We start from the raw sequence: 20,939 nt of genomic DNA, 5'->3' as shown, positions 1-20,939 counted from the left end.
GCTGGGTTCGGGGAACCTCCTCAAGCGGGGCGCGCGGAGGTTCCCTATCGTTTCCCGGTTTTTTTGCCCAGCATCACGCGCGCGGCCATCGCCGCGTCAGCGTTGATCGCGCTCGGCATGCGCGACGGGCCACCATCCAGGCCGAGCCCGGCAGCCAGATTATCCACGGCCAGCTGTACCATCGCCGTGCGCGTGGCCAGCGAGGCGCTGCCGATATGCGGCGTGAGCACCACGTTGCGCAGCGCCAGCAACTCCGGGCGCACCTTCGGCTCGCCCTCGTACACATCCAGGCCAGCGGCCGCCAGGTGGCCGTTGGCCAGTGCGTCGGCCAGCGCCAGTTCGTCGACGATGCCGCCGCGGGCGATGTTCACCAGGGTTGCCGTCGGCTTCATCTTCGCCAGCGCAGCTGCGTCGATGATGTGATGCGAGGCCGGCGTGTAGGGCAGCACCGTTACCAGATGGTCGGACTGTGCCAGCAGTGTATCCAGGTCCACGTAGGTCGCGCGAAGCGACGCCTCGGTGTCGGCCGGCAACCGTGAACGGTTGTGGTACAGCACCTTCATGCCGAAACCGTGCGCGCCGCGGCGGGCGATGCCCTGGCCGATGCGGCCCATGCCAAGGATGCCCAGCGTGCTGCCATGGACATCCGCGCCCAGCATGGTCTGGAACGACCACTGCTGCCACTGCCCTTCACGCAGCCAGCGCTCGGACTCGGTGATCCGGCGCGCGGTTGCCATCAGCAGCGCGAAACCGAGATCGGCGGTGGTTTCGGTCAACACGTCCGGCGTGTTGCTGGCCAGGATGCCGGCCGCGCTGAGCGCGTCGACATCCAGGTTGTTGTAGCCGACGCCGACATTGGCGATCACCTGCAGCTGCTTGGCATCGGCCACCTGCGCCGCACCGATGCGCTCGTTGAGGGTGATGATCGCGCCGTCGGCGCTGGCCAGCTGTGCGGCGATCTGGTCCGGCGACCAGGCGGTGACGGTGTCGGTGCTGCGCAGCTGCACGCGATCGCGCAGCGGCGCGATGGCCGCCTCGATCAGCGGCTGGCTCACCCACACGGTCGGCCGCGTGTCAGCCATCGATCTGCCCGGGAATGCGCGGGGTGATCGTGCCGACATCGCCGCACTGCGCGCGATGACGCAGCGCCTGATCCATCAGCACCAGCGCCACCATCGCTTCGGCGATGGGCGTGGCGCGGATGCCGACGCAGGGATCGTGGCGGCCGGTGGTGACCACCTCGACCACGTTGCCGTCCGTATCCAGTGACGGGCCCGGCAGACGCAGGCTGGACGTCGGCTTCAGGGCGATCGACGCAACGACCGGCTGGCCGGTGGAGATGCCACCGAGGATGCCGCCGGCATGGTTGCTGGCGAAGCCTTGCGGGGTCAGCAGGTCGCGGTGTTCAGTGCCCTTCTGCGCGGCGCTGGCGAATCCGTCGCCGATCTCCACGCCCTTCACCGCATTGATGCTCATCAGCGCAGCGGCCAGTTCGCCATCAAGCTTGCCGTAGATCGGCTCACCCCAGCCCGGCGGCACGTTGTCGGCGACCACGTCCACGCGCGCACCGACCGAATCACCGGACTTGCGCAGCGCATCCATGTACGCCTCGAGTTCCGGTACCTGTGCGGCGTGCGGCCAGAAGAACGGATTGTCTTCCACCGCCGACCAGTCGAAACCGGCCGGGGTGATGTCGCCCAGCTGCGACAGGTAGCCACGCACGGTCACGCCGAAACGCTCGGCCAGCCACTTCTTGGCGACCACGCCAGCGGCCACGCGCATGGTGGTCTCGCGTGCAGAGGAACGGCCACCGCCACGCGGATCGCGGATGCCGTACTTGTGCCAGTAACTGTAGTCGGCATGGCCCGGGCGGAACTGCTGGCCGATGTTGGCGTAATCCTTGCTGCGCTGGTCGGTGTTGCGGATCAGCAGCGCGATCGGGGTGCCGGTGGTCAGGTCCTCGTATACGCCGGACAGGATCTCGACCTCGTCGGCCTCGCGCCGCGCGGAAGTGTGCCGGCTCTTGCCGGTGGCACGGCGCTGCAGGTCGTGGGCGAATTCGGCCGCGTCCAGCGCCAGCCCCGGAGGGCAGCCATCGATCACGCAGCCGATGGCCGGCCCGTGCGACTCGCCGAACGTGGTGACGGTGAACAGCTTGCCGAACGAATTGGAGCTCACGGGCGCTGCGCCGCCAGTTCGGTGATGCGTGCGCTGTGGGCGATCAGCTCGCGGCATTCGACCGCAAAGATGCCCATCTGGCCAACCTTGAACTCGATCCAGGAAAAATCGACTTCCGGCAGCAGCTTGACCAGATGCTGTTCGGACTCACCCACTTCACAGATCAGCAGACCGTCTTCGCTCAGGTGCAGCGGGGCGTCGCGCAGGATCTTCAGCACCAGGTCCAGGCCATCGTCACCGGCACGCAGGCCCATTTCCGGCTCGTAGGAATATTCCTGCGGCAGGGCATCAGTCTCGTCGTTGGTGACGTACGGCGGGTTGGTGACGATCAGGTCGTAGTGGCGGCCGGTCAGGCCATTGAACAGGTCCGACTTGATCAGGGTGACGTTGTGCGCCTGCAGGCGCTCCTTGTTCTCCTCGGCCAGCGACAGTGCGTCGTCACTCAGGTCGACGCCGTCCACTTCCCAGTTCGGGTAGTAGTGGCCCATGGCGATGGCGATGCAGCCCGAACCGGTGCAAAGATCCAGCGCGCGGCTGACATCGCGGCCGGCCAGCCACGGTTCGAAACCACATTCGATCAGTTCGGCGATCGGCGAGCGCGGCACCAGCGCGCGCGTGTCACTCTTGAAGCTCAGGCCGGCGAACCAGGCCTCACCGGTCAGGTAGGCAGCGGGGATGCGTTCGTCGATGCGACGCTGGAACAGTTCCAGCACGCGCAGCTTTTCGGCCTGCAGCAGGCGTGCCTGGCCGTAGGCCGGGCCGAGGTCGTGCGGCAGGTGCAGGCTGTGCAGCACCAGTTGGGTGGCCTCGTCCAGCGCATTGTCGTAGCTGTGCCCGAAGGTCAGCCCGGCTTCGTTGAAACGGCTGGTGCCGTAGCGGATCAGATCGATGATCGTGTGGAGTTCGGCGGCCGTTTCAGCGGTCATGGCGGTACTGCGGGCAAAGTGGCCCCCGATTATAGGGGCTGGCGCCCGCGGCGGCATCCGTTGCGGCGGAAACGATCGGGCCACAGCCGGTATGATGGAGCCCATTTCGCGCGGGAGCCCCCATGTTCAATCGCAACGCCGGCATCATCCTGCTGATCGCCCTGGCCGCGGGGCTCGGCCTGCTGGCCGCCCAGCAGGTGTTCGCGCCGAAGCCGCCGACCAATGCCCCGGCCACCGAAGCGATCACCCTGTACCCGCAGCCGCGTGAACTGCCCGACTTCAACCTGGCCCAGTCCGACGGCACCCGCCTGATCCCGGGCGAACTGAAGGGCCACTGGACCCTGGTGTTCCTGGGCTTCACCTTCTGCCCGGACGTCTGCCCGACCACCCTGGCCGAGCTGGCCGGCGCGCAGAACCAGTGGGAGGCCCTGCCCGATGGCCTGCGCCCGCGCGTGCTGTTCATCTCGGTCGACCCGGACCGCGACAGCGCCACCCGCCTGGGCGAGTACGTGCACGGCTTCCATAAGGACACCCTGGCCGCCACCGCCGATATCCCCTCGCTGGAGCGCTTCGCCACCTCGCTGGGTTTCGTGTTCCAGAAAGTGCCGGGCAAGCATTTCGACGAAAACCCCGAGGATTACACCGTCGAGCATTCGGCCAGCCTGGCCGTGCTCGACCCGCAGGGCCGCCTTGCCGGCCTGGTGCGCCCCCCGTTCAATGCGCCGGCGATCGCCCGCGACCTGCAGAAGCTGACCGAGAAAACCGCCCCATGAGCCTCACCACCGCCCTGACGTACGCCCTGCCCCATCGCCTGCTGTCCTCGATGGCACGCTCGCTGGCGTACTCGGACGATCCGCGCGTGTCGCGCTGGCTGATCGACACCGTCACCCGCAAGTTCAACGTCAATCTGGACGAAGCGGCCAACCCGGACCCGCGCAGCTATGCGACCTTCAACCAGTTCTTCACCCGCGCGCTGAAGCCGGGCGCGCGCGTGGCCGATGCCGATCCGCGCAGCCTGGTGATGCCGGCCGACGGCCGCATCAGCCAGCTGGGGAAGATCGAGGCCGGCCGCATCTTCCAGGCCAAGGGCCAGTCGTTCACCGCCGCCGAGCTGCTGGGCAGCGACGAGGATGCCAAGCCGTACAACGACGGTCTGTACGCCACCGTGTACCTGTCGCCGCGCGACTACCACCGCGTGCACATGCCGTGGACCGGCACCCTGCGTGAAACCGTGCACGTGCCAGGACGCCTGTTCAGTGTCGGTCCTGCGGCCGTCAACGGGGTGCCGCGCCTGTTCGCCCGCAACGAGCGCCTGGTCTGCCACTTCGACACCAGCTTCGGCCCGATGGTCAGCGTGATGGTTGGCGCGCTGCTGGTATCCGGCGTGGAAACCGTGTGGAGCGGCGAGGAGATCCCGGCCTACGGCGATCGCATCACCCGCAAGGACTACCGCGGCCAGGGCATCAAGCTGGAGCGTTTCGCCGAGATGGCACGCTTCAATTACGGCTCGACCGTGGTGGTGCTGCTGCCGCCGGGCGTGGCCGAATTCGCACCGCAGCTGGGCGCCGAGAGCCCTGTGCAGCTGGGCCAGGCCCTGGCAAAGCTGCGCTGACCGTAGATCCACGCGACGCGTGGATGGATTCAACGGAATGCCGGCCAGCGGCCGGCACTACCGGGTCTGTAGAGCCGAGCACGGGCTCGGCTCTACAGTCAGAAGCGGATTACTGCAGGACCGGTGCTGGGCCGACGTCCATGCCGTCGTAGTCTTCCACGCCGTGCTCCGCGGCCAGCGCCGCGAATTCCTGGTTGCGGCGGTCCAGCGAGGCTTCGTCGTGGATTTCCACGCGCTCCACGTGCAGCACGTGGAACGGCGCGTCGCCCTCTTCCGGTTCCTGCTCGAAGAGTTCCACGAAGGTGTAGCCCTGTGCCTGCAGGTGCTGGGCCAGCGCCTGCAGCGGCTCGGCACTGGCGTGGACGAAGAAATACCCCCACAGCAACGGGCCGTTGATGTCCCAGTCGGTGTTCTCGCGGAGGTTGGCGAACAGGTTGCGGGTGGCTTCGAGGTCCATACGGATTCCAGTGGTCTTGGGAATTACTTGTCGCAGCCCTGCAGCTTCAGCGTCTGGCCCTGGCGCAGGCTGTAGGCCGGCGCCTTCAGGCCGTTGGCGCGGGCCAGGGTCGGCAGGTCGCACTGGAACTTCGCGGCGATGGCGCCCAGGGTCTCCCCCCGACCCACCTTGTGGCTGCGCGCCGGCTTCGGCCGGGCGGCCGGCGCCGGGCGCGGTGCCGCCACTGCAGCCACCGGTGCGGTCGGCACGCTGGTGGATGCAGCCGCGTCGGCCACGGGCACCACACCACCCACCGCCACGCTGCCGGTATAGCTCGCCGCGGTCGGGCGCTTGATCGCCGCGTTGAGATCAGCGGTGATCAGCGTGCGGGCGAGGTCGGCACGCGGACCACTGACACAGTTGCGCTGGTACAGGCCGGCGATGCGGGTGGTGGCGTTGATCAGCGTGCCGGCCGGGATCCAGCCATCGGCCTCATAGCGCGGGTTGAGGTTGCGCAGCGCGCGCATGTAGCCATCGCGGGTGCCGTGGCTGCCCAGGCAGATGGTCAGTTCGTAGATGGTGGTCGACTTGGCCAGGCGCAGCGTGGCCGGCTGCGCGCTGATCTTCGGGAACTCCACGCCGTACTGCTGCGGGTGCAGGAAGATCCAGGCCGCGGCGATCACCATCGGCACGTAGTCTTTGGTCTCGCCCGGGAACTGGTTGTAGACGCTGTCGGTCCAGAAGCTCTGCCCACCGCTCTGCTTGAACAGGCGTGCGGCACGGCCTTCGCCACCGTTGTAGGCGGCCACCGACATTTCCACGTTGTTGTTCAGTTCGCGCAGGCGCTCGTTGAGGTAGCTGGCGCTGGCCTCGGCGGCGCTGCGCGCGTCGAAGCGGGTATCGAAGCCGGTGCCGTCCGGGCCCAGGCCGAAACGGCGGCCGGTGGCCGGCATGAACTGCATCAGGCCGGCGGCGCCGGCACGCGAGGAAGCATGCACACGGCCATTGGATTCCTTGGCCATGATCCCGAACAGCAGCGCCTCGGGCAGGCCGCGCTTTTCCCACTCCGGCCACATCACCGCGCGCAGGTTCTGGTAATTCTCGTAGCTGGTCAGCAGCGCCGGGCGCATGTCGGTCAGCCAGCGGCGGATGCCGGCCTGCACCGCCGGGTTGTACTCGACCATCGTGTCGAAGGCGTGCCGCTTGTCGTTCAGCAGCGCGGCAGCGCGCGCGGCCTCGGGCACGTCGGCGGTGAGCGGCCCGATGTGGTCCGGGTCGGCTTCCAGGCGATCACCGCCCTCGTCGGCCACGTCATCGCTGGCGGCGGCATCGGCGTCGTGCTTGAGCAGCCGCTTGTAGCTGGCCAGCAGGGTCCCCATCTGGCAGCCCTTCTGCTTCACGCAGTCGTTGAGGACATCTTCCATGTCCTCCAGCGCGGCATCGGCCTCGTTGCTGCCCTTGGGGTCGGCATTGGCGACCAGCAGCAGGGCATCGCCGTAGCGCTTTTCGGCGGCGGTCATGCGCTGCTGCAGCGCATCCACCTTCACCTTGTCCCGGGCCGAAACCCGCTGTGCGTGGGCGTCGGGTGCCAGGGAAACCAGGCCGGCCAGGGCCAGCAGCGGCCAACCGCGGGAAATCAGGACAGGAACGGGCATTGATGGCACTGTGTGCAAAACAGGCAGGCAGAGTAGCGGCGCCGCCAAGGTCCGGGCAAGCCGACCTTCGGACCGTCACTGCCGGCGGTTAACATTGGGCTATTCATCACAAGGGCTGGACAATGGATCCGATTCTGCTCGGCAAAGGCATTACCGACGATATTGCCGTCACCCTGCTGCCGAAACTCGGCAACCGCCACGGTCTGGTGGCCGGCGCCACCGGTACCGGCAAGACCGTAACCCTGATGACCCTGGCCGAGGGCTTCTCGCGACGGGGCGTGCCGGTGTTCCTGGCCGATGTGAAGGGCGATGTCTCCGGCCTGGCCGTGCCCGGCAGCGGCGCCGAGAACCTGCTCCAGCGTGCCGCCGAGATCGGCGTGGCCGACTATGCGCCGGCCGCCAGCCCCACCATCTTCTGGGACCTGTACGGCAAGCTGGGCCACCCGGTGCGCACCACGGTCAGCGAGATGGGCCCGACCCTGCTGTCGCGCATCCTCGAATTGAACGACACCCAGGCCGGGGTACTCGACATCGTATTCAAGCTGGCCGACGACCGCGGCCTGCTGCTGCTGGACATGGACGACCTGCGCGCCCTGCTCGGCCTGGTTGCCGAGGAGCGCAAAGACATTTCCACCGAGTACGGCCTGGTCAGTGCGCAGTCGATCGCGGCGATCCAGCGTTCGGTGCTGCGCCTGGCGCAGGACGGTGGCGAGAATTTCTTCGGCGAACCGGCGCTCGAACTGGCCGACATCATGCGGGTCAACCACGACGGCCGCGGCATGATCGGCATCCTCGCCGCCGACCAGCTGGTGCTCAAGCCCAAGCTCTATTCCACCTTCCTGCTGTGGCTGCTGTCGGAACTGTTCGAGCAGCTGCCGGAAGTGGGCGACCTGGACAAGCCGAAGCTGGTCTTCATCTTCGACGAGGCGCACCTGCTGTTCGATGATGCACCGCCGTCGCTGGTGCAGCGCATCGAGCAGGTGGTGCGCCTGATCCGTTCCAAGGGCGTGGGCGTGTACTTCTGCTCGCAGTTCCCCGACGACGTGCCGGGCAACATTCTCGGCCAGCTGGGCAATCGCGTTCAGCACGCACTGCGTGCGTTCACCCCGCGCGACCAGAAGGCGGTGAAAACCGCGGCCGAGACGTTCGTGCCGAATCCGAAGCTGGACGTGGCCAAGGTGCTGAGCCAGCTCGGCACCGGCGAGGCACTGGTATCCACGCTGCAGGACAAGGGCGTGCCGATGCCCGTGCAGCAGACGTTGATCGCGCCGCCGCGCTGCCGGATGGGACCGATCACCGAGGCCGAGCGTGCACAGGTACGCGCCGGCAGCCCGGTCGGCAGCCGCTACGACACAGCGATCAACCGCGAATCGGCCGCCGAACTGCTGGCCCAGCGCGCGCAGAAGAGCATCGAGCAGGCACAGGCGCCGGCCGCGCGCAGCCGCGAGCAGGACGAAGCTCAGGAAGGTGGTTTCGGCCAGGCCATCAAGGATGCGATCTTCGGCACCAAGCGCCGCCAGGGCATGATCGAAACCATGGCCAAGCAGACCACGCGCACTGTCGGCACCAAGCTGGGCAACCAGATCGTGCGCGGCATCCTCGGTGGCATCTTCGGCGGCAAGCGCTAGATGCCCCTGCTGGGGTCAGAGCCCTTTCCGCTGGAAAGGGATCTGACCCCGCTTCCCGTTCGTCATCCAGAAAAGAAGTCGTATTGCATGTCCCGTTGGCGTCCCCCCGCAGAAAAAAGCACCGCCCTGATCACCGCTTCCGGGCATGCGCGACTGAAGGCCGAACTGGATGAGCTATGGCGCGTGCGCCGCCCGGAAGTGGTGAAAGCGCTCGCCGCCGCTGCAGCAGAAGGCGACCGTTCCGAAAACGCCGAGTACACCTACCGCAAGAAGCAACTGGGCGAGATCGACCGCCGCGTGCGCTACCTGACCAAGCGGCTGGAATCGCTGCGCGTGGTCGATACGACGCCAACCGATCCGCTCGCAGTGTTCTTCGGCGCGTGGGTGGAACTGGAGAACGTGGACAGCGGCGACACCAGCCGCTATCGCATTGTCGGCCCGGATGAGACCGATGCAGGCCTGGGCTGGATCAGCATCGATTCCCCCCTGGCGCGTGCGCTGCTGAAGAAGCGGCTGGATGATGAGTTCTCGGTGGAGCTGCCCGGCGGGCAGTTCACCTTTGCAGTGATCGGCGTGGAGTACGAGCCTGTGTAGCGTCGAGCCATGCCCGACCTCGCTGTCCATGTAGAGCCGAGCATGGGCTCGGCTCTACAACGGTGGCGGGTACGTGCGCCCTGCACGCAGCGGGCGGAAATAGTCGGCATTGCGGTAGAAGGCAGAATCCTGCACGTCGTGCCAGCCTGGGATTCCAGCCAACGGCAGCGGACGCAGCTGCAGCGGATCGGTCACTGCCCTGCCCTCGGAAATGGCAGCGCTCACCACGTCGACACAGGCGGCTTCGACATCGCCCTGCACCACCACGCACTTGCCGACCAGCAATCGCCCCGGCAGCAGGGCCTGTTCCATCAACGCATGCCCGAATACCACAGTGATGGCGATGTCACCGCTCTGCCAGTTCACCGGGTCAAACAACGCGGGCCAGTCGTGTGCATTCCAGGCAACCCGCAGTGAGTCATCGCGCACACGCACGATCACGCCGGTTTCGTCGAACTGGGTCAAGGCGGCCTGCGCGCGGTTGCGCTGGCCGGGTGGCATCGCCTCGATATGCAGGCACTGCCGCACGTTGAGCGCGCGCTTCAGCTGCGGCTGTGAGGCCCACACCAGCGCATTGAACAGGTCGTGCCAGTTGCCGGCACGGGTGGCGATGCGTCCCTGCGCGATACGCGCCTCATAATGCAGGCCATCGGCCAGCAACGCGGCGTCCTGTTCAACCAGGCGCTTGCCAGGCACGGCCAGACGTGCATCGAGCGCCGCGATGGACGGCCACGCGGTGCCGTCCAGCAGGTCACGGAAGTCCTGAAGTCCGGCAAACAGCGGATGCTCGAACTGCCGTGCAGCTACCGCCGCACGTGGCGGCGGTACGAAGCGTCGTGAACCGCCGCCGTTGACGGTGGCGGCCGTCGCTGCGGTCACAGCACCTTGAGGTCGAACGCCGGACGGGGGGCGGCCGTCAGCGCGTCACCATACAGGTCGTGCTCGTCGCTCTCGGTGATCTCCACCTCGACGAATTCGCCCACGCGCAGCGGCACCTGGTCGGCATTCTGGATGTGCACCAGGCCGTCGATCTCCGGGGCATCGGCCTTGGAACGGGCCACGGCGATGTCGCCTTCGATGGCGTCGACCAGGCACTGCTGCACGGTGCCGATCTTGGCCTCAAGGCGTGCAGCGGAAATCTGCGCCTGCTTCTCCATGAAGCGGGCCAGACGCTCCTGCTTCACTTCCTCCGGCACAGCATCGGGCAGATCGTTCGCGGTCGCCCCCTCAACGGGCGAATAGGCGAACGCACCGACGCGATCCAGCTGCGCTTCGTCAAGGAACGACAGCAGTTCCTCGAACTCGGCTTCGGTCTCGCCCGGGAAGCCGACGATGAAGGTCGAACGCACAGTGATGTCCGGCGCGATACGGCGCCAGTTCTGCACGCGCTCGAGGGTCTTCTCGACCGCGCCGGGGCGCTTCATCAGGCGCAGGATGCGCGGGCTGGCGTGCTGGAACGGGATATCCAGGTACGGCAGGATGCGATTCTCGGCCATCAACGGCACCACTTCGTCCACGTGCGGATACGGGTACACGTAGTGCATGCGCACCCATGCATCCAGCTCCGACAGGCCTTCGCACAACGCCTTCAAACGGGTCTGGTAGGCCTTGTCGCGCCACATCTTTTCGGCGTACTTCACATCCACGCCATAGGCCGAGGTGTCCTGCGACACCACCAGCAGCTCGCGCACGCCGCCACGCACCAGGCGCTCGGCTTCACGCAGCACCTCGTCGACCGGGCGCGAAACCAGCTTGCCGCGCATCGACGGAATGATGCAGAAGCTGCATTTGTGGTTGCAGCCCTCGGAAATCTTCAGGTACGCGTAGTGCCGCGGGGTCAGCTTGATACCGTAGTCGGGCACCAGGTCCACGAACGGATCGTGCTTGGGCGGCAGTGCTTCATGCACCGCTTCCATCACGCTCTGGTAATCCTGCGGGCCGGACACCGCCAGCACGTTGGGGTACGCCTCGCGGATCTGCTCCGGGCGCTTGCCCAGGCAACCGGTGACGATCACCTTGCCGTTCTGGTTCATCGCCTCGCCGATCGCGTCCAGCGACTCGGTCACCGCAGAATCGATGAAGCCACAGGTGTTGACCACCACCACGTCGGCCGAATCGTAGGACGGGACGATGTCGTAGCCTTCCGAGCGGAGCTGGGTGAGGATGCGCTCGGAATCGACGAGGGCCTTCGGGCAGCCAAGACTGACGAAGCCGACTTTGGGGTTCAGCTGGGACATGGAAATCGCGGGACTCTGGGGGCCTGGGCCCCTGCCGCCATGGCAGGGGTTCCTGGGGGCCGGGGCCTGAAAGGGCGCCAGTATACCGGGGTTGGCGGCCGCGCTCTGAATGCCCAGCCGACCGATCACGCACAGCCGCTGACGCCGCGCTAACCGGCGCAGCACCGACAATGCAGTTCTGTTTCCAGCAACGAGGAAGATGACGATGGCCGAGTGGATCACCCTGGATACGCATCACGGCCCGGTACGGGCCTGGCAGGCCCTGCCGGAAGGCACCGCGCGCGGCGGCCTGGTGGTGGTGCAGGAAATCTTCGGCGCCAATCCGCATATCCGCAGCGTGGCCGAGCGCTTCGCGGCGGAAGGCTATGCGGTGCTGGCGCCCTCGTTCTTTGACCTGCTCGATGGCCCCGACGCCGATCCGGACGCGCTGCCCTACGACGCCGACGGCGTGAAGCAGGGCCTGGAACGGGTCGGCGCGCTGGGCATGGAGCGGGCACTGGAAGTGGTCCGCGCGGCGGCCACCCGGCTGGCCCCTTACGGCAAGGTGGGCACCGTCGGCTACTGCTGGGGTGGCACGGTGGCGATGCTGTCCGCAGTGCGCCTGGGGCTGCCGTCGGTCAGCTACTACGGCGCCCGCAACGTCCAGTTCCTTGATGAGACACCCAAGGCGCCGGTGATCTTCCACTTCGGCGCCCAGGACCGCAGCATCCCACCGGAAGCCGTGCAGGCCCACCGCGAGAAGCTGCCGCAGATGGCCACCTACGTCTATCCGGCCGATCATGCCTTCAACCGGGAGGTCGGACATGCGTATGATCCAGACAGCGCCGCCCTGGCGCTGCAACGCACCCTGGACTTCTTCTCGGAGCATCTTGGATGAGCGAATTCGAACTCGATTCACGCCTGGCCACCGATAGCGTGCTGGTGGCGGAAGGACCGTTGTCGCAAGTGCGGCTGATGAACGACGAACGATTCCCCTGGCTGGTGCTGGTACCGCGCCTGGCCGGGGTCACCGAGTGGATCGAGCTGGACGGCGAGCAGCAGGACAAGCTGCGCACCGAGCTCAACCGCGCCTGCAAGGCCCTGAAGGGCTCCGACGGGGTGGAAAAGATCAACATCGGGGCGCTGGGCAATATCGTGCGCCAGCTGCACTTCCATGTGATCGGCCGCCATGACGGTGATCCGGCCTGGCCGGGCCCGGTCTGGGGCAGCGGCCCGGCGCACCGCTACGAGCCGGCGGCGCTGGACCAGCATGTCGCCTACTGGAAGGAACGGCTAGGATATCCGGCCCTGTCCTGAGCCTTCGCCGACCCGATGCGATTCAACCTCGTTGCCGCCGTCCTGCTGATCCTGATCGGCCTGTTCATGCTCGCCAGCAATCTCGGCTGGACGCACCTGAACCTGTCCAAGCTGCTGCTGACCTGGTGGCCGGTGGCCCTGGTGGGTGTCGGCATCGCGATGCTGTTCGGTCGCGGCAAATAAGAAAGGCGGCGCATTGCGCCGCCTTCCTTCATGTGGAGCCGGGCCATGCTCGGCTGCCCTGCCTTGAAGCCGAGCATGGCTCGGCTCTACAAATCGCCTGCAATCTTCAGGTCCGCGGCAGGGTCACGCCGGTCTGGCCCTGGTACTTGCCGCCACGGTCGCGGTACGACGTCTCGCAGATGTCATCGGCGGCCGCCTGGAAGAACAGCATCTGCGCCACGCCTTCGTTGGCGTAGATGCGCGCCGGCAGCGGCGTGGTGTTGCTGAATTCCAGGGTGACGTGGCCTTCCCATTCCGGCTCCAGCGGCGTCACGTTGACGATGATGCCGCAGCGCGCGTAGGTGCTCTTGCCTAGGCACACCACCAGGGTATCGCGCGGAATGCGGAAGTACTCCACGGTACGCGCCAGCGCGAAGCTGTTGGGCGGGATGATGCACTCATCGCCGACGATATCCACGAAGCTGCCCGGATCGAAGTGCTTGGGATCGACGATCGTCGAGTTGATGTTGGTGAACACCTTGAACTCACGCGAGCAGCGCACGTCATAGCCATAGCTGGACGTGCCGTAGCTGACGATGCGCTGGCCGTTGGCCTGCTTGACCTGCCCGGCCTCGAACGGCTCGATCATGCCGTGCTGCTCGGACATGCGGCGGATCCAACGGTCACTCTTGATGCTCATGCTTTGTCCTGGGGGTACGAGGGGGCGCGAGGATTCTAGCAGGGGGCCGGCCTGCGCCGGCGGCCCCTGCCCCAGCACTTACAGCAGCGAGGACAGGATCGGGATCGAGGCCCGCGGGCGCTTGCCGACTTCCTCGATCAGGCGCTGCGCGGCATGGCGGTAGGCCTGGGCCGGTGCCGAATCCGGCTGGGCCACGGTGATCGGCGTGCCTGCATCGCCCTGCTCGCGGATGCCGATCTGCAGCGGCAGCGACCCCAGCAGCGGCACGCCGTACTGCGCGGCCATGCGCTCGCCGCCACCCTCGCCGAACAGGTGCTCGATGTGCCCGCAGCTGCTGCACGTGTGCACCGCCATGTTCTCGACGATGCCCAGCACCGGCACCTCGACCTTCTCGAACATCTTCAGCGCCTTCTTCGCATCCAGCGTGGCGATGTCCTGCGGCGTGGTGACGATCACTGCACCGGCCAGCGGAATCTTCTGGGTCAGGGTCAGCTGGATGTCACCCGTGCCCGGCGGCAGGTCGATCAGCAGGAAATCCAGGTCGTCCCACAGGGTATCGTTGAACAGCTGGGTCATCGCCGAGGTGGCCATCGGGCCGCGCCAGATCATCGGGGTGTCTTCTTCGATCAGGTAGCCGATCGACATGGTGTCCACGCCGAACGCACGCAGAGGCTCGATGCTCTTGTTGTCCGGGCTTTCCGGGCGGCCGGACAGCCCCAGCATGGCCGGCACGCTGGGGCCGTAGATGTCGGCGTCGAGCACGCCCACCCGCGCACCGAGCTGCTGCAGCGCCACAGCCAGGTTCACCGAGGTGGTGGACTTGCCGACGCCGCCCTTGCCCGAACCGACCGCGATGACATTGCGGATGCGGGCATGCGGCGTAAGTCCCTTCTGGACCTGGCTGGCATGGGGACGGCGGGGAGAACTGTTCACAACGAGCACCGGCGGAGTCAGGGGGATAACCCGACATCATACAAGCTGGACGTAACCTGACTGAAATTCAGGATTGCGACGGATTCGTGCACAGATTGTTAAGTTCATGTTACGTTCGATCAGCACTGTTTTGAGCTGCGGAGCCCGCTTTTCCGGCCCGCGCGATGGCGCATGCGCAGTGCCGTTTTTGTTTTTTGCTCTCCATTGGAACTACATGAAACACGTCAGCAATACCGCACGTCGCAACACGCTCGCCGTCGCCCTGATTTCCGCTCTGATGGCCGCCGCCCCGGCAATGGCCCAGGACAAGGCGACCAACCTGGACAAGATCACCGTCACCGGTTCGCTGATCCCGCAGACCCAGGTCGAAACCCAGACCCCGGTGATGTCCATCACCGCCGAAGACATCCAGACCCGCGGCTTCAGCAGTGTTGCTGAAGTGCTGCAGCAGTCATCGCTGACCACCGGCGGCCTGCAGGGTGGCCAGACCTCGGGTGCGTTCACCCAGGGCGCCGAAGCCGCCGGCATGTTCGGCCTGAATCCAGGCTACACCAAGTACCTGATCAACGGCCGCCCGATGCTCTCGTATCCGGCGCTGTACAACGGCAGCGAGTCGTTCAACAACATCAGCGGCATTCCGATCGACATCGTCGAGCGCATCGAAGTCCTGCCGGGCGGCCAGTCGTCGCTGTACGGCTCGGACGCGATCGCCGGCGTGGTCAACATCATCCTGAAGGAACGCATGGACGGCGGCACGATGTCGATCCGTGGCGGTACCTACACCGAAGGTGGTGGCAGCAACATCCGCTTCAGCGCCGCCAAGGGCTTCAACGCGTTCGACGACCGCTTCCACGCGCTGGTCAACGTGCAGATCGAAAACGGCAGCCCGATCTGGGGCTACCAGCGTGACATCACCAAGCAGAACAACCCGGTCGGTTACACCGCGCAGTTGCCGTCGAACGACTTTGCTGTCATCGGCAACGCCGACAACAAGCTGTACATGATGGACCCGACCCGCTGCGCCAACGTGGCAGGCCTGTACGACGGCACCACCACCGTCGGCAAGCGTGCATCGGGCGAATCGTGCGGCTCGGTGTACAGCGCCGGCTACAAGACCCTGAAGAACGGCAAGAACAGCGGCCAGTTCTACTCGTCGATGACCTTCGACGTGAACGACAACTTCCAGCTGTTCGCCGACGTGCTGTACAGCAAGGAAAAGACCGAGTTCACCTCCGGCTCCAGCGCCCTGTGGTGGGGCACCAAGTCGGTGATGGGCGGCTTCTACGACCAGGGCCTGGGCAAGGTCGTGAACCTGCAGCGCGCCTTCGCGCCGGAAGAAATCGGCCCGGGCCACTACAACAACATCCTGAACTCCGATGAGAGCCGTTCCTACCAGGTCACCCTGGGCGGCAAGGGCATGGTCGGCGACTGGGACTACAGCGCCAGCTTCACCCGCGGCGAATACCGTCTGGACCAGAACCGCTTCGCGCGCTGGAAGGACAAGATCGAAGGCTTCTTCGGCGACACCGTGCTGGGCCCGCGCCTGGGCACCACTGCTGATGGCTTCGGCATCTACAACCCGAACTACACCGCCTTCTACTCGCCGATCACCCCGGACCAGTTCGCCAGCTTCACCGGCTATGGCACCCACCGCAGCAAGACCTGGCAGAACCTCGGTCGCGTGCAGGTGACCAACGGTTCGCTGTTCTCCCTGCCGGGCGGCGACGCCGGCCTGGCCGTCGTGCTGGAAGGTGGCAGCGAGGGTTGGGATTACTCGCCCGACCAGGCCTTCGTCGATGGCAACGCGTGGGGCGCCAGCGCCGTGGCCGGTGCCGGCCACCGCAGCAACTACGCGGTGACCAGCGAACTGCGCATGCCGGTGTTCGAGTCGCTGACCATCAGCGCCTCGGGCCGCTATGACGCCTTCAAGATCGCCGACAAGACCGTCGACAAGGCCACCTACAGCATCGGCCTGGAATACCGTCCGGTGGAAAGCCTGCTGCTGCGCGGCAAGTACGGCACCGCGTTCCGCGCGCCGACCCTGTCCGATGCCTTCCAGGGCATGAGCGGCTCGTTCGCCTCCGGCCAGAACGACTACTACCGCTGCAGCCAGATGGGTTACGCGCTGCGTGACGAAGCCTGTTCGTTCTACAAGACCACCTCGGTGTACAGCGAAAAGTCCGGCAACCCGGACCTGAAGCCGATCACCGCAGACGTGTGGAGCGCAGGCGTGGTGTGGGCCCCGGTGAGCAACTTCTCGCTGTCGGTCGACTACTACAACTGGAAGATCAAGAACGAGGTCAAGACCCTGAGCACCGACCAGCTGCTGCTGGCCGAGTACCAGTGCCACAACGGCCTGCCGAACAACACCTCGGCCAGCTGCCAGAACGTGACCGACTGGGTGACCCGCGACGCCGGTGGCAACCTGACCCGCGTGTACACCCCCAAGCTCAACGTGGCCAGCCAGAACCTGGAAGCGGTGACCGTCGGTGCCAAGTACCAGCAGGACCTGGGCCGCTTCGGTTCGCTGATGTTCTCCGGCAACTACACCAACATGCTCAAGCGTGAAGTGGTGGCCCTGCCGGGTGCGCAGAAGCTGGACCTGCTGAGCGATCCGTACAACATGTGGTACTACGACAACTTCGCCAAGGTACGCGGCGACGTGTCGGTGGGCTGGGCCATCTCCAAGTTCACCACCACCGTGTACGCCAACTACGTCGGCAGCACCCCGAACTACCTGGCCTACACCGGCCGCAGCTATGACTACGTCCACTCCTCCGGCGCCAAGGCCGGCAAGTGGGGCTCGTACACCACGTACAACATGAGCCTGAACTACCAGGCACAGGACGATCTGACCCTGTCGCTGATGGTCAACAACGTGTTCAACAAGCTGCCGGAAGGCCAGCGCTACAACTACCCGGGCAACGAATCGACCCCGTTCAACGACGGCTTCTACAGCGTCTACGGCCGTCAGATCTCGGCCCAGGTCAAGTACGACTTCTGATCCCGTCGTATTCCGGACCGCGTGTCTGGACCAGGCCCCGCTTCGGCGGGGCCTTTTTTTTCACCACTGAGCCCCGCCCCCTGTCCGGCCTGTAGCAGAAAGTGTGATCCACAACGCACAAACATCCGGGTTCCCGGCAGCGCTGATCCAAGGCAACGCATTGATCTACAAGGCATATCCGCAATGCCGACATGTTCCCTTGCACGCCGCCAACTTTTGAAACATGCCAAAACAAATCGCCTTATCCATTGATTCTGAAGCGTTTTTTCATCTCCCAACGGCACCTTGATGTGACAAACCTGTGTTGGCAGCGTTAACGACGTGTTACGGTCGACCTGAATGGAGTCACACTGAACGAATTGTTAATGCGCAGGGAATGCGCAGCCAAGACATTGCTCACTACGGGGATCCACCATGTCTCGCCAACGTTCCACGCTCTCGCGCCACCCTCTGACCCTCGCCCTGCTCGGCACCCTCCTGGCCTCCGGCACCGCCCTGGCCCAGGACGGCAATGCGCCGACCCAGCTTGATCGTGTGACCGTCACCGGGTCGCTGATTCCGCAGACCGAGATCGAGAACCACACGCCCGTCCTGACCGTCACCGCCGAGGATATCCAGACCCGCGGTTTCACCAGCGTCGCCGATGTCCTGCAGCAGTCCTCGCTGTCCACGGGCGGCCTGCAGGGTGGCCAGACCTCCGCATCCTTCACCCAGGGCGCCGAAGCGGCGGGCATGTTCGGCCTCAGCCCGGGCTATACCAAGTACCTGATCAACGGCCGCCCGATGCTCTCGTATCCGGCGCTGTACAACGGCGGCGATACCTTCAACAACATCAGCGGCATCCCGATCGACATCGTCGAGCGCATCGAGATCCTGCCGGGTGGTCAGTCGTCGCTGTACGGCTCGGACGCGATCGCCGGCGTGGTCAACATCATTCTCAAGGAGCGCATGGATGGCGGCGTGCTCAATGTGCGCGGCGGTGCCTACAGCGAAGGTGGCGGCAACAGCTTCCGCTTCAGCGGCGCACGCGGTTTCAACTCCAAGGATGACCGCTTCCATGCACTGGTCAACGTGCAGTATGAGAAGACCAGCCCGATCTGGGGTTACCAGCGCGACCTGACCAAGGTCAACAACCCCGACGGTTACAGCCCGCAGTACGTCTCCAACGATTTCCTGGTGCTGCTGCCGGCCGCCAACAACCGCTACGCGATGATGGACCCGAACCGGTGCGCCAACGTGGCGGGCCAGTTCGACGGCACCACCGTGCTCGGTACCCGTCCGACCGGCCAGGCCTGCGGCTCGGTCTACGGCACCGGGTACAAGACCATCAAGAACGGCAAGGAAAGCGGGCAGATCTACAGCTCGGCCACCTTCGACGTGAACGACAATTTCCAGCTGTTCGGCGACGCGCTGTACAGCCTGGAGGAGGTCAAGTACGCCACCGGTTCCGGCTACACCTGGTGGGGCACCTCCTCGGGCTGGGGCCGCTTCTACGACCAGGCCAGCGGCCAGTACATGAACCTGCAGCGCGTGTTCGCGCCGGAGGACATCGGCGGCGGCGGTTACCGCGACATCATGAACACCGACCGCAACAAGGCCTACCAGGTCACCCTCGGCGGCCGCGGCACCGCAGGCAACTGGGACTACAGCCTCAGCTTCACCCGTGGCGAGTACAAGCTGACCGAGCGCAATTTCGTGCGCTGGAACGACCCGATCAACGACTACTTCGAGCAGCGTGTGCTGGGCCCGGTGCTGGGTACCACCAGCACCGGCTACAACATCTACAGCCCGAACTGGGAAGCGTTCTACGCACCGCTGCCCGCCGGTGACTTCCAGAGCTTCACCGGCTACAGCTACAGCGAAAGCCGCACCTGGCAGAACCTGGCCCGCGCCCAGGTCACCAATGGCTCGCTGTTCAAGCTGCCGGGTGGCGATGCTGGCTTCGCCGTGGTCCTGGAAGGCGGCAGTGAAGGCTGGGATTACACGCCCGACCCGGGCCTGATGGACGGCAGCGTGTGGGGGACCACCGCCGTATCCGGTGCCGGCCATCGCAGCAACTACGCGGTGACCACCGAACTGCGCATGCCGCTGCTGGAAACGCTGACCGTCACCGGCTCCGGCCGCTATGACGCCTTCAAGATCGGCAGCAACACCGTGGACAAGGCCACCTACAGCGTCGGCATCGAGTTCCGCCCGATCGAAAGCCTGTTGTTCCGTGGCAAGTACGGTACGGCGTTCCGCGCACCGACCCTGTCCGATGCCTTCCAGGGTCGCAGCGGTTACTACGCCAACGGCTCCACCGACTACTACCGCTGCGGCCAGCTGGGCTACGACCCGGCCAACACCACCGGCTGCCCGTACGACAGCGTCTCGGTGTTCGGCACCCGCTCGGGCAACCCCGACCTGGAGCCGATCACCGCCGATGTCTGGAATGCAGGCGTCGTGTGGGCTCCGATCAACAACCTGTCGCTGTCGGTCGACTACTACAACTGGAAGATCAAGAACGAGGTCGATACGCTCAGCTCCGACCAGCTGCTGCTGGCCGAGTACTACTGCCGCAACGGCCAGTCCAACAACACCTCAGCCAGCTGCCAGAACGTCGACGACTGGATCACCCGTGATGCATCGGGCGTGCTCGACGAGATCTACACGCCGAAGATGAACGTCGCCCGCCAGAACCTGGAAGCACTGACCGCCAGCTTCAAGTACGTGCAGGACATCGGTCGCTTCGGTTCGCTGCAGTTCTCGGCCAACTACACCGACATGCTCAAGCGCAAGCTGCAGCCGCAGCCGGGTGACGAGTTCCTGGACCTGCTGCACGACCCGTATGCGATGTGGGTGTATGACTCGTACGCCAAGGTACGCGCGGACGGCTCGATCGGCTGGGCCAAGGACAACTGGACCACCACCCTGTATGCCAACTACATCGGCAAGACGCCGAACTACATGGCTTACGTGGGCAACGGCTATGACTACGTCCACAGCTCCGGCTACAAGGCAGGCAAGTGGGGTTCCTACACCACCTACAACCTGAGCGTGAACTACCGCGCGATGGAAAACCTGACCCTGTCGCTGATGGTCAACAACGTGTTCAACAAGATGCCGGACAACCAGCGCTACAGCTTCGCCGGCACCAGCGGCCAGCCGTACAACAACTACCTGTACAACGCCTACGGGCGCGCGATCTACGTGCAGGCCAAGTACGCGTTCGGCGTGAAGTAATCCCGCAACCGCAGCAACGGAAAAGCCCCGCCATGGCGGGGCTTTTTCGTGTCCGGCCTGAGCGGATGGAAGAACAGGCCCTGGTGGAACAGGGGCCTGCCCATTCCCGGCCCCAGCGGAGCTGGCACTTGGGCTCATCGAACGCATCCACGCGCTCCACGAACGGCACAAGCGCGTTTGCCGCCTGACCACTATTCTTCGGCATGTAGCCGTAGAAACCGAGTGCAACTTGGCCGAATCGGCCCATACCCCGGTTGTAGAAACCTGTCGATCTCGGCCGACTGCTACAACTGCAAGATCGAGAACGAAGTTGATGCAGCCAGCATAGACCCGCTGCTGCTGGCCGAGTACTACTG

Annotated in this window: 18 protein-coding genes; 9 read left to right on the top strand and 9 right to left on the bottom strand. The window is 65.5% G+C overall.

The genetic code is table 11. The features are described 5' to 3' along the window. Positions 1–44: 44 nt before the first annotated feature. The 3 genes from ACM0PY_RS05205 to prmB are packed head-to-tail and all read right to left on the bottom strand — an operon-like array spanning position 45 to position 3,104. Entirely contained in the window at positions 45–1,082 is a 1,038-nt protein-coding gene (locus ACM0PY_RS05205) for a 2-hydroxyacid dehydrogenase (protein WP_134972665.1), read from the bottom strand. Next, positions 1,075–2,178, bottom strand: a complete 1,104-nt coding sequence (aroC, locus tag ACM0PY_RS05200) for a chorismate synthase (protein WP_180884589.1) — start codon at positions 2,176–2,178, stop codon at positions 1,075–1,077. The genes ACM0PY_RS05205 and aroC overlap by 8 nt, the downstream gene beginning before the upstream one ends. After that, on the bottom strand, positions 2,175–3,104 hold the full coding sequence (prmB, locus tag ACM0PY_RS05195; protein ID WP_069139585.1) for a 50S ribosomal protein L3 N(5)-glutamine methyltransferase: 930 nt from the start codon (positions 3,102–3,104) through the stop codon (positions 2,175–2,177). The genes aroC and prmB overlap by 4 nt, the downstream gene beginning before the upstream one ends. Before the next feature lie 122 nt (positions 3,105–3,226). Here prmB and ACM0PY_RS05190 point away from each other — a divergent pair, with 122 nt between their 5' ends. Continuing rightward, entirely contained in the window at positions 3,227–3,877 is a 651-nt protein-coding gene (locus tag ACM0PY_RS05190; protein WP_180884587.1) for an SCO family protein, read from the top strand. Then, positions 3,874–4,716, top strand: coding sequence for an archaetidylserine decarboxylase (gene asd, locus ACM0PY_RS05185; protein WP_053501139.1), 843 nt, complete (start codon positions 3,874–3,876; stop codon positions 4,714–4,716). Before ACM0PY_RS05190 ends, asd begins: the two co-directional genes overlap by 4 nt. A 109-nt stretch (positions 4,717–4,825) precedes the next feature. Here asd and ACM0PY_RS05180 read toward each other — a convergent pair whose 3' ends face one another. After that, positions 4,826–5,173: a ribonuclease E inhibitor RraB gene (locus ACM0PY_RS05180; protein ID WP_049414732.1), complete on the bottom strand. Its 348-nt coding sequence runs from the start codon at positions 5,171–5,173 to the stop codon at positions 4,826–4,828. Positions 5,174–5,196: 23 nt separating this feature from the next. Further along, the gene (locus tag ACM0PY_RS05175; RefSeq protein WP_180884585.1) at positions 5,197–6,807 is read right to left on the bottom strand and encodes a transglycosylase SLT domain-containing protein; all 1,611 of its coding nucleotides are present in this window, start codon (positions 6,805–6,807) and stop codon (positions 5,197–5,199) included. A gap of 122 nt (positions 6,808–6,929) precedes the next feature. Here ACM0PY_RS05175 and ACM0PY_RS05170 point away from each other — a divergent pair, with 122 nt between their 5' ends. Continuing rightward, positions 6,930–8,435: a helicase HerA-like domain-containing protein gene (locus tag ACM0PY_RS05170; RefSeq protein ID WP_180884583.1), complete on the top strand. Its 1,506-nt coding sequence runs from the start codon at positions 6,930–6,932 to the stop codon at positions 8,433–8,435. A gap of 87 nt (positions 8,436–8,522) precedes the next feature. Beyond that, entirely contained in the window at positions 8,523–9,029 is a 507-nt protein-coding gene (greB, locus tag ACM0PY_RS05165) for a transcription elongation factor GreB (protein WP_005418006.1), read from the top strand. 54 nt (positions 9,030–9,083) lie between these two features. Here greB and ACM0PY_RS05160 read toward each other — a convergent pair whose 3' ends face one another. After that, positions 9,084–9,908: a DUF3025 domain-containing protein gene (locus tag ACM0PY_RS05160; RefSeq protein WP_180884581.1), complete on the bottom strand. Its 825-nt coding sequence runs from the start codon at positions 9,906–9,908 to the stop codon at positions 9,084–9,086. Beyond that, the gene (gene rimO, locus ACM0PY_RS05155; protein ID WP_005418008.1) at positions 9,905–11,266 is read right to left on the bottom strand and encodes a 30S ribosomal protein S12 methylthiotransferase RimO; all 1,362 of its coding nucleotides are present in this window, start codon (positions 11,264–11,266) and stop codon (positions 9,905–9,907) included. The genes ACM0PY_RS05160 and rimO overlap by 4 nt, the downstream gene beginning before the upstream one ends. 205 nt (positions 11,267–11,471) lie before the next feature. On the opposite strand from rimO, the gene ACM0PY_RS05150 reads away from it, so the two are divergent. The 3 genes from ACM0PY_RS05150 to ACM0PY_RS05140 are packed head-to-tail and all read left to right on the top strand — an operon-like array spanning position 11,472 to position 12,745. Next, on the top strand, positions 11,472–12,143 hold the full coding sequence (locus ACM0PY_RS05150; protein ID WP_065179170.1) for a dienelactone hydrolase family protein: 672 nt from the start codon (positions 11,472–11,474) through the stop codon (positions 12,141–12,143). Then, positions 12,140–12,562 (top strand): HIT domain-containing protein, encoded by a 423-nt coding sequence (locus ACM0PY_RS05145; protein ID WP_049414742.1) that lies wholly within the window; start codon positions 12,140–12,142, stop codon positions 12,560–12,562. The genes ACM0PY_RS05150 and ACM0PY_RS05145 overlap by 4 nt, the downstream gene beginning before the upstream one ends. Before the next feature lie 15 nt (positions 12,563–12,577). Then, complete coding sequence (locus ACM0PY_RS05140; protein WP_005418011.1) at positions 12,578–12,745, top strand: LiaI-LiaF-like domain-containing protein; 168 nt, start codon at positions 12,578–12,580, stop codon at positions 12,743–12,745. A gap of 106 nt (positions 12,746–12,851) precedes the next feature. Here ACM0PY_RS05140 and dcd read toward each other — a convergent pair whose 3' ends face one another. After that, entirely contained in the window at positions 12,852–13,424 is a 573-nt protein-coding gene (gene dcd, locus ACM0PY_RS05135; protein ID WP_005418012.1) for a dCTP deaminase, read from the bottom strand. A 78-nt stretch (positions 13,425–13,502) separates the two neighbouring features. Further along, on the bottom strand, positions 13,503–14,357 hold the full coding sequence (gene apbC, locus ACM0PY_RS05130; protein WP_005418013.1) for an iron-sulfur cluster carrier protein ApbC: 855 nt from the start codon (positions 14,355–14,357) through the stop codon (positions 13,503–13,505). 214 nt (positions 14,358–14,571) lie between these two features. Between apbC and ACM0PY_RS05125 the strand changes: the two genes are divergently transcribed. Together ACM0PY_RS05125 and ACM0PY_RS05120 are read left to right on the top strand one after the other, a co-directional pair. Next, complete coding sequence (locus ACM0PY_RS05125) at positions 14,572–17,361, top strand: TonB-dependent receptor plug domain-containing protein (protein WP_072168514.1); 2,790 nt, start codon at positions 14,572–14,574, stop codon at positions 17,359–17,361. A gap of 414 nt (positions 17,362–17,775) precedes the next feature. Further along, positions 17,776–20,583: a TonB-dependent receptor domain-containing protein gene (locus ACM0PY_RS05120; RefSeq protein ID WP_065179173.1), complete on the top strand. Its 2,808-nt coding sequence runs from the start codon at positions 17,776–17,778 to the stop codon at positions 20,581–20,583. Positions 20,584–20,939: the final 356 nt, after the last annotated feature.

This window comes from Stenotrophomonas sp. BR163, assembly GCF_047520985.2.
Lineage (GTDB): Bacteria > Pseudomonadota > Gammaproteobacteria > Xanthomonadales > Xanthomonadaceae > Stenotrophomonas > Stenotrophomonas sepilia.
This window is presented reverse-complemented; position numbering and strand designations above follow the sequence as displayed.